Source organism: Microcystis sp. M079S1, assembly GCF_020246425.1.
GTDB lineage: Bacteria > Cyanobacteriota > Cyanobacteriia > Cyanobacteriales > Microcystaceae > Microcystis > Microcystis aeruginosa.
The window spans coordinates 1-9,054 of sequence record NZ_JADBSZ010000090.1; the positions used below are offsets into that span (position 1 = coordinate 1).

The following is a 9,054-nucleotide window of genomic DNA, read 5'->3' on the forward strand; positions in this document are numbered from 1 at the left end:
AAGTACGGGCGAAGCATTCGGATAGAAAATCTCCGGTTTCACCGATAGGTTATTGCCCGAATGCTTCGCCCCTACAGGACGCGGGCCGATGAAGACGCAAGGTTTTGAAGCACGATTCTCTCAAAATCTTGCACCTGTTTCACGAGAAAAGCCACAAAACCCTTACCTTGCCTACATTTCACATTTATTCAGCAAGCCCTAATTAACACTTGCCTAGTCATCAAAAATACCCCTCTAGATGATAATTATCAACCGACTTGATTCTTTTTCTGTTTGCGCTTATAGTCGCCTCGAGAAAGGTGTTTTTCTAACCAGATAGAGAGAACTATAAATAAATAACGACTACCCATTTCCTTGAGTTTTAACTTGGAAACCCCCGTGGTACGATTGCGCCAAGTGATGGGAATTGTCGTGTAGGAATATCCTCGCACGATTGCTTTTAAGGGCATTTCTACTGTTAAGTTAAAATGGTGAGAGAGTAGAGGTGAGATTCCTTCGATAACATCCTTACGATAGATTTTAAAGGCGTTAGTGGTATCATTAAATTTTAGCCCAAATAAAACTTGAATGAATAGATTAGCCAAACGATTAATGAATAACTTGTGCCTGGGATAATCAATAACTTTTCCTCCTTTGATAAAACGAGAACCAAAAACGCAATCGTAGCCTTCTTGGAGTTTATAATAATAGTCCACCATGTTATCGGGAGAGTCGGAATTATCTGCCATTACTACTGCCACTGCATCACCGCTAAAATTTTCTAATCCACAGCGCACCGCAAAACCAAAACCATTGGGATAATAGTTATTGATGTAGCGAATCCGAGGATTTTCTTGGTTGATTTTTCGCAGAACTGCTTCGGTGTTATCTTTGCTATTGTCATTAACCACTAGGATTTCATAATCAATTTTATCCCGTTCTAAACGTTCAGATATTAACTGAGTGGTGCTTTCGATGCAATCTTCTTCGTTGTAAGCAGGGACAATTATTGATAGGGTTTTTACTGCATAGTTATCCCTTGATTGACGTGGGTGAGAGTAACCGTCCATCTCGAAAGCTGGTGCTAATCCTTCGGGATAGTACATTTCTGTCTCATTAGTCTTATTCTTGGGTTTAAAAATTAGGCTATCACTGGCAACATAATTAATACTAGCTCCCAGTAAAACCCCAATCATTGTGTTAACTCCGGGGCTAATTCCTAACCAGTTTAAGAAGGGAAATATCAAAAAAACTCGCAGTAAAACTGCTAAACCTGCCGAGAGATGATAGAGAGGAAGTTGTATCAAAATCACATCTCTGATTGTCCAATCTCCTCCAGTCCACACCCAGATTCTATAGATAAAGAAACTAGCAATTAAAGATATTTCTATCGAAATGACATTAGCAACATTCTTCAGAAATGGGGTATTAAATCCCAAGTCGTCAATGAACCAATAAATTAAGAATAAGTTGATTAGAAATGCCACTCCCCCAGCAATGAGAAATCGGAAAATTTTATTGTTGTAGATTTTAGTTAACATAATAGTATCTTAAAACATGATTTGGTTTAGTTTTTCTAGGTCAATATTGCTATTAATAACAATTAATGTCCTCTGGTTAACTAATTAACAGAGTCCCTCAATTACTAGCAGTATATTTGGCTAAAAATCACTTTTGTAACGAGGGAAAACTAGCAGGTAAAAATCGACCAGAATAATTCTTGATTTACCCTAAGTCCAACGGCTAACGTTTTGACTAAAAATCTCTTTGAGAATATCCGTTACCGTGTAGGTTAACTGCCAATCAGGATAATGATTTTTAAACTTACTCACATCAGAAATCCACCAGATATGATCACCAATACGATTAGTCTCTACATACTGCCAGTTTAACTTTTTATCCGCAATCGCTTCACATTCTTGAATAGCTTCTAACATGGAACAATTACTAAAGCGACTACCACCGATATTATAAACTTCTGCCACTCGCGGGGTCTGATAAAAATGATAAAAAGCATTGACGAGATCGTAACTATGAATGTTATCGCGTACCTGCTTACCTTTATACCCATAAATACTGTATTCTTTGCCGATCATCGTACATTTCATTAAGTAGGATAAAAAACCGTGTAATTGCGTTCCCGAATGACTTGGACCGGTTAAACAACCGCCGCGAAAAGAGGCTGTTTTCATCTCAAAATAACGACCGTATTCTTGTACTAACACATCCGCCGCCACTTTCGAGGCACCGAACAAAGAATGTTTACAAGCATCAATACTCATCAACTCGTCAATACCATGAGCAAAATAAGGATGATTTTCCGAGATTTCCCAACGTAGTTCTTTTTCTACTAAAGGCAATTCATTCGGTCTATCGCCATAAACTTTATTGGTGGAACAGAAAATAAATACTGCTTGGGGACAGTGTTGACGAGTATTTTCTAATAATACTAAAGTTCCGTTAGCATTGACACTAAAATCCATATAGGGATCCTTTGCTGCCCAATCGTGGGAAGGTTGCGCCGCCGTGTGGATAATTAAGGATATATCATGACTATAGGTTTTAAATATATCTGCAATAGCTTCATGATCCCGAATATCTACAGCATGGTGAATGTATTGATCCCCGTAATCTTGCGATAATTTGGCTCGATTCCACTCCGTTGAAGCGTCTTCGCCAAAAAATACCTGACGCATATTATTATCGATGCCAACGACGGTATAACCCCGATCACAAAAAAATCTGACTGATTCGGAACCAATTAAACCAGCAGAACCAGTTACTAGAACGATCGCCATAACTATATCCTGAATTTTTTGCCTAGTTGTTGAGAAATTTCCCCAGTTGAGAAAACTTTCTCCGACTTTACTAGATAGGTTCGCCTTTGTCAATTAAACAGGAGGAAATTCCCTTAACTGCGGCAATTCCCTCAAAAATGATCGTCTTATCCACTAGGGGTGATTTAATGGCCTTTTCTTGCCAGTAATCCCTAATTAAGTCCCCATCTCCCCCTGTTAAAATTATCCCGCTCTCTGGATATAAATTTAACCATTCCTGACTGAATTTTTCTATTCCCGCCAAAATTGTATAAATTATCCCACTTCTTATCCCTTCTGCTGTTTCTTTTGCCCACATCTGGGGTAATCTTTCCGATAAGGACACCTCTGGTAAGGCTGCCGTCCGTTCCCTTAAACTGGCTAATTGCACCTTTAACCCGGGTAAAATTGCCCCCCCCACTAGCTTTTTATCCCCATCCACTCCCGTAAAAGTTAAGGCTGTCCCCGCATCGATTACTAAACAGGGAAATCCGTATTTTTTTCCCGCACCTAAGACAGCTAAAGCTCGATCGATGCCGAATGTCGGATATAAATCCAGTAAAGGAATATCTTTTAAAGTAATTCTCCGTAAATTGCCATAATTTGCCCATAATTCTTTTTGGCTAGGAACCACGGAGGCGACAATCAATGCACAGTTACATTTATTTGTCAAGAGTTTAGGGAAAATTTGTTGCAAAAATTCATTACTTAGGGGTTCCCTCAGGTGGGGAGTATCGAGACAAGTTAACAGGGTTTGACCGCGAAAATACCCCCAATGTAGCCGAGAATTGCCGATCATCAAACCGATCCAGTCAGTATCTTGCTCAGTCATTTAGTTAGTGGGAAGTGGGGGGATGGGGATTTTTCAGTGAGCAGTAACCAGTGGGGTAGTGGGGTAGTGGGGAGCGGGGAGATGGCGAGCTTTTTTGCTGTCATACTGTTCACTAAAAACTCACATCTGATCACTGATCACTGATTCAAGACTGACTGCTGTTGATCAAAGTAATTACCGTCACTTCGGGGGGACAAAAAAGACGACCGGGAAAATAGGTTCCTAAGCCTCGATTCACATATAATTGATTTTCCCCGACTCGATGAAATCCCTCAGACCATTGCCAGTATCGGACTACTCTGCTAAACTGCCGGTGAAAGGGAACCCATTGACAATATGGTTCCGGCAGCGATCGCCTAAGTTTCTCTAAAACTATCGGTAGGGAACCGATACCGGGGATAGTCACTTGACCTCCGTGGGTATGACCGGATAACTGCAAATCCACGCGCCAATCCCTTAAAAGCATGGCTGTATCGGGATTGTGGGAAAGGACGAGTCTGGGTATATCGGGAGAAATTTGCTCGAGGATTTGCGGTAAAAATTCCCCGGACCAATAATCGGCCAATCCGACAATGGGAAAATTTTCGCCGTAGGGTGTGGCGATTTCATTCCAGAGTACCCGAATTCCCACGCTAGTTAAGGCTGCTCTGACCGTTTCCCTTGCGTGGGGAAGATAACTGTCATGATTTCCTAAACAAGCATAAATACCCCCTTGACTTTTGAGAGCTTTTATGCTCTCGACTAGGGCAAAAATTGGTCTGGGACTATAGGTAATAAAATCCCCCGTCAGGAAGATGAGGTCGGGTTTTTCTTGATTAGTAATGGCGATCGCTTCTTGCAGGACAGCTACAGGCAAATGCTGTGCATCGCAGTGCAGATCTGACCACTGCACCAACTTGATCCCTTGCAGATGTGCTGGTAAGCTGGCAATTGCGATCGTTAATCTTTCTACCTGTAAGGATTCTAACCAAAAGGGTCGCATCGGTGAGCCGTTGTCGGTGAGTAGTTACCGAAAAATTGGGTGTGTCAACAGTCTATCAATTATTCTCCGATGGGGTTGTTGGGGGATGCTTCCGCAAACATCCCTCTTTTGACCATTAGCCTTGAAATTTATCGATAATTCTCTCCATAGCGGCCTCGACGTTGGCACGACTATTAAAAGCCGATAGCCGGAAATAACCCTCTCCGGCGGCCCCAAAGCCAGAGCCGGGGGTTCCCACCACATTACAGGTATGTAGCAGTTTATCGAAGAAATCCCAACTCGATAGACCTTGGGGCGTTTTTACCCAAACGTAGGGCGCATTTACGCCGCCATGGACTTCTAAACCGGCGGCGGTTAATTTTTCTCGGATAATTGTTGCATTTTGTAAATAAAACTTGACAAGTTCTTGTACTTGTGCTTGTCCTTCCGGGGAATAAACCGCCTCGGCCCCCCGTTGGACAATGTAGGAAACGCCGTTAAATTTGGTCGATTGCCGACGATTCCACAGTTTCCAGAGTTGCACATCCGTCCCGTCGGCAGCTTTGGCCGTGAGACTTTGGGGAACCACAGTTAAAGCGCAACGAGTCCCAGTAAAACCGGCATTTTTAGAAAAAGAGCGAAATTCGATCGCACATTGCCGCGCCCCCTCGATTTCGTAGATGGAATGGGGTAAACTGGCATCGGTGATAAAGGCCTCATAGGCCGCATCAAAAAAGATAATCGATCCGTTGGCCCTAGCATAATTGACCCAAGCTGTCAAGTGTTCTTTGGTAGCCGTGGCCCCGGTGGGATTGTTGGGAAAACAGAGATAGATTAAATCGACTTTTTCCGCCGGAATCTGGGCAGTAAAGTTATTTTCGGCGGTAATTGGCAGATAAATCAAGCCCTCGTATTCGCCGCGGTCGTTGGCCTCTCCCGTGTGTCCGGCCATAACATTAGTATCAACGTAAACGGGATATACTGGGTCTGTCACGGCGATCGAGTTATTATCTCCAAAAATATCGAGAATATTGCCCGTATCGCACTTAGAACCGTCGGAAATAAAGATTTCATCGGCACTTATCTCACAACCGCGAGCCTGAAAATCATGGACGGCGATTTTCTCCCTTAACCAAGCATAACCCTGTTCGGGCCCGTAACCCTTAAAGCTAGAGCGATCGCCCATTTCCTCCACCGCTTTGATCATGGCCTCGCGACAAGCTAGGGGCAAAGGTTCGGTGACATCGCCAATCCCCAGACGGATAATGTTAGCATCGGGATTGGCTGCCGCAAAAGCTTGGACTCGTCGGGCAATTTCTGGGAAAAGATAACCCGCTTTTAGTTTTAAGTAATTACTGTTAATGGTTGCCATAATTATTCTCGTTTCGGTCGCAACCTTTAATTCTATAATAGTCGGTCATCAGCCGTCAGTTTTGATCGCCCTCCTTCACGGACTGGGAGTGAGTGTAGGCGGTTGTCTTTCGATATACAATCAGAGAAAAACCTCTTAATAACTGACATTAGTATGGGTGAATCAAAACGTCGTCAATCGGCCCTGGGTGATAAGTATGGACAGGAAGAAAACATCCTGCCTTGGCTACCGATTACCAAAAGTCAAGCGGCCCAAGCTTACAAGTTAACCACTAGGGGTGCCTGGATTGGTATAGGAGTTTTAGCCGGGGTTTGGGTAGTTATTCGCTTTGTCGGACCAGCTTTCGGTTGGTGGAATGTCCAATGACTGGTTAAAGCTGCATCAGTTATCAGTTATCAGTTAAGTAGCTGGTTATAATTAAATTAAAAATGGATTTTAGGTTCGATCCCCCCTGCCCCCCTTGATAAGGGGGGTGCCGATCCCCCCTTAGTCCCCCCTTTAATCCCCCCTTGATAAGGGGGGTGTCTGACAACTTTTAACGCCTACCTACTTATCAGTAAAAAACTCCCCACCAGAAAATTAATTTTATTGCTGTGCCAAGATCTGGTCATCGATCGCCCAGTCTATTTCTTGCCGATCGCGACCGGAAGGGAGATAATCATTCTGGAAGGAGTCTGCTAAACCACTGACGAGATCATATTCGGGCTGCCAGTTTAACTCGCGGGTGGCCTTATTAATATCAGCGTAAAAATGTTGAACCCGCAGGGGGAAAGGTTTCTTTTTGCCGAAGTCAAATTTTTTGGGGTTATAGTTAACAATCTCGATTTCCTCGGCATTTTTTCCCATCGCTGCCGCGCAAGCTTTCGCTAAACCGTTAAAAGTTACATAGCGATCGCCAGAAATATTATACACTTGACCGATGGCCTGAGAATTACCCAATACTGCCGCCATGGACTTGGCCAGATCGGCAACGTGACCAAATTGGGTAAAATGTTCCCCATGACCGGGTATAGGAATAGGACGATTACGAACCAAACGATCAAAAAACCAAGCTTCTAGGTCATTATAGTTGCCCGGTCCGTAGATATAGACTGGACGGATAGAAGTCCAGGGTAAACCCATCTCGCTTAAATAGTTTTCTGTCTCGTGTTTTCCCTTGTGGCGACTTTTGGGGTCTAGTTTATCCCCTTCCTTATGGGGCATTTGGTCGGATTTTAAATAAACCCCCGCCGAGCTAACATAGACGAAATGCCCGATTCTGTCCCTAAAAATTTGGACGAGGGGCTGAGTATCACTTAATTCTCTGCCATTATTATCGAAAATTGCCTCAAAACTCTCATTTTTAAGCTTTTCTTTCAGTTGCGCTGGGTCAGTGCGATCGCCGTGTATCTGTCGTACTCCAGCAACTGGAGCGGGTTTATTGCCACGATTGAATAATACTACCTCATGACCCTGTTCTACTAACACTTTAGTCAGAGAAACGCCGATAAATCGGGTTCCACCCATAATTAAAATTTTCATAGGATAATGGCATAGATATCAAGGTTATATATATTATCACTATTTCAGCTATCAGCCGTCAGGAGCCAGTCCCGATGCCAAAGTTGGCACCGCCAAGCATGAAAATATTCTGATTGACGAATTTGCGTTATTTTAGCGTCTATTTTCAAGTCAGTGCCTCTCCTGATATGTAGCCTATGCTCAACGGATTTATTATGATTGAAGAATTTGCGTTATTTCAGCTTCTATTTTCAAATCAGGAGTTAGATAGCAATAATGTAGGGTGCGTTCCCTAGTACAACTCCGACTACGCAACTAATCGACGAGGGGGAACGAACCTTACCGATCGATTCCTGAGAGTATGGGATATTAGTCTAACAAAGCCCATGCACAACAGCTTATCTAGCTGACGGCCGGCGGCCATCGGCTGGCGGCTAAAAATTAACATTGCAAGAAAACTTAACAATTGGCCAAGAAACTCGATCGAGTGGGTAGAATAGCAAGTAAATCATTTTGTAAACTCCACCCGATTAATTAACCAGAATAGAGATAACCCAGAACGCCTGTGATAGATAAAAGACGCACTACTCGCGATCTCCCCCAAATTAACGAAAGAATCCGCTTTCCCCAAATCCGCGTTATCGATAGCGACGGCTCTCAACTAGGAATTATTACTCCTGCCGAAGCTTTACGCGTGGCCGAAGAAAAGGAACTTGATCTCGTCCTCGTCAGTGAAACGGCAGCTCCTCCCGTTTGCCGGATTATGGACTATGGTAAATACAAGTTTGAACAGGAGAAAAAAGCCCGTGAAGCCAAGAAAAAACAGCATACAGCCGATATAAAAGAAGTTAAAATGCGCTATAAAATCGATGAGCATGACTACAACGTGCGAGTCAACCAAGCGCAACGTTTTTTAAAAGCGGGAGATAAGGTAAAAGCGACGATTACCTTCCGAGGCCGGGAAATTCAACACTCTAACCTAGCGGAAGAATTACTGGCGCGCATGGCCAAAGATTTACAGGATGTGGCTGAGGTACAGCAAGCACCAAAAAAAGAAGGTCGTAACATGATGATGATGTTATCGCCGAAAAAATAACTAACTAGGGTTTGCTCAAAAAGTTTCTCGTGGGGTCAGGGTGTGGGTTGTAGGGTGTAGGGTGTAGGGTTTTACCCATTTTCAGCACGTCAATTACCTAATTTTCAGGGAAAAAGTACCTGAATTTTCCCCCCGCTCACTCCCATATCCGGTACTTTTTGATTGACAAAAGGTCTAAGAGTCTTACCCAACAAGGTTTTTAGATTTATTCAGCCAACCCTAACTAATCTGGAAAAAGGGGTCTTAGCCCCTTTTTTGTTTTTCAGAAATCCCTGAAAGAAACCAATAATTTAACCCAATCGCAAGCACTTGCAAAAACCAGCATTGTCTCGTCAATTTCTTCGGTGACAGTATTACTAAGGGACTTGCGCTTTGATAATGTACCTTTTGGGCGAACGCAGTTCGCCCCTACATTGTGGACAAAATCCGTTACTGTAGGGGCGCAAAGCTTGCGCCCTCCGATCGATTGGGATATTATTCCCACGCAAGTCCCTAACT

General features: G+C 43.3%; 8 protein-coding genes. 2 read left to right on the top strand and 6 right to left on the bottom strand.

What is annotated here, in order from left to right:
• Window positions 1-248 precede the first annotated feature (248 nt).
• From IM456_RS05670 to IM456_RS05690, 5 genes are all read right to left on the bottom strand, one after another.
• On the bottom strand, window positions 249-1,520 hold the full coding sequence (locus tag IM456_RS05670) for a glycosyltransferase (RefSeq protein ID WP_287692418.1): 1,272 nt from the start codon (window positions 1,518-1,520) through the stop codon (window positions 249-251).
• A gap of 189 nt (window positions 1,521-1,709) precedes the next feature.
• Window positions 1,710-2,777 (bottom strand): NAD-dependent epimerase/dehydratase family protein, encoded by a 1,068-nt coding sequence (locus IM456_RS05675; protein ID WP_149986995.1) that lies wholly within the window; start codon window positions 2,775-2,777, stop codon window positions 1,710-1,712.
• 70 nt (window positions 2,778-2,847) lie between these two features.
• On the bottom strand, window positions 2,848-3,627 hold the full coding sequence (locus IM456_RS05680) for a pantothenate kinase (RefSeq protein ID WP_149986992.1): 780 nt from the start codon (window positions 3,625-3,627) through the stop codon (window positions 2,848-2,850).
• Between the two features lie 145 nt (window positions 3,628-3,772).
• On the bottom strand, window positions 3,773-4,609 hold the full coding sequence (locus IM456_RS05685) for a metallophosphoesterase (protein ID WP_149986991.1): 837 nt from the start codon (window positions 4,607-4,609) through the stop codon (window positions 3,773-3,775).
• A gap of 115 nt (window positions 4,610-4,724) precedes the next feature.
• On the bottom strand, window positions 4,725-5,960 hold the full coding sequence (locus tag IM456_RS05690; protein WP_149986990.1) for an LL-diaminopimelate aminotransferase: 1,236 nt from the start codon (window positions 5,958-5,960) through the stop codon (window positions 4,725-4,727).
• A gap of 153 nt (window positions 5,961-6,113) precedes the next feature.
• Here IM456_RS05690 and IM456_RS05695 point away from each other — a divergent pair, with 153 nt between their 5' ends.
• The gene (locus IM456_RS05695; protein WP_002737353.1) at window positions 6,114-6,326 is read left to right on the top strand and encodes a DUF2839 domain-containing protein; all 213 of its coding nucleotides are present in this window, start codon (window positions 6,114-6,116) and stop codon (window positions 6,324-6,326) included.
• Window positions 6,327-6,545: 219 nt separating this feature from the next.
• Here the strand turns inward: IM456_RS05695 and IM456_RS05700 are convergent, their stop codons facing one another.
• Entirely contained in the window at window positions 6,546-7,481 is a 936-nt protein-coding gene (locus tag IM456_RS05700; RefSeq protein WP_149986989.1) for an NAD-dependent epimerase/dehydratase family protein, read from the bottom strand.
• Window positions 7,482-8,025: 544 nt separating this feature from the next.
• Between IM456_RS05700 and infC the strand changes: the two genes are divergently transcribed.
• Window positions 8,026-8,556, top strand: coding sequence for a translation initiation factor IF-3 (gene infC / locus IM456_RS05705; protein ID WP_149986988.1), 531 nt, complete (start codon window positions 8,026-8,028; stop codon window positions 8,554-8,556).
• The last annotated feature ends 498 nt before the right edge of the window (window positions 8,557-9,054 follow it).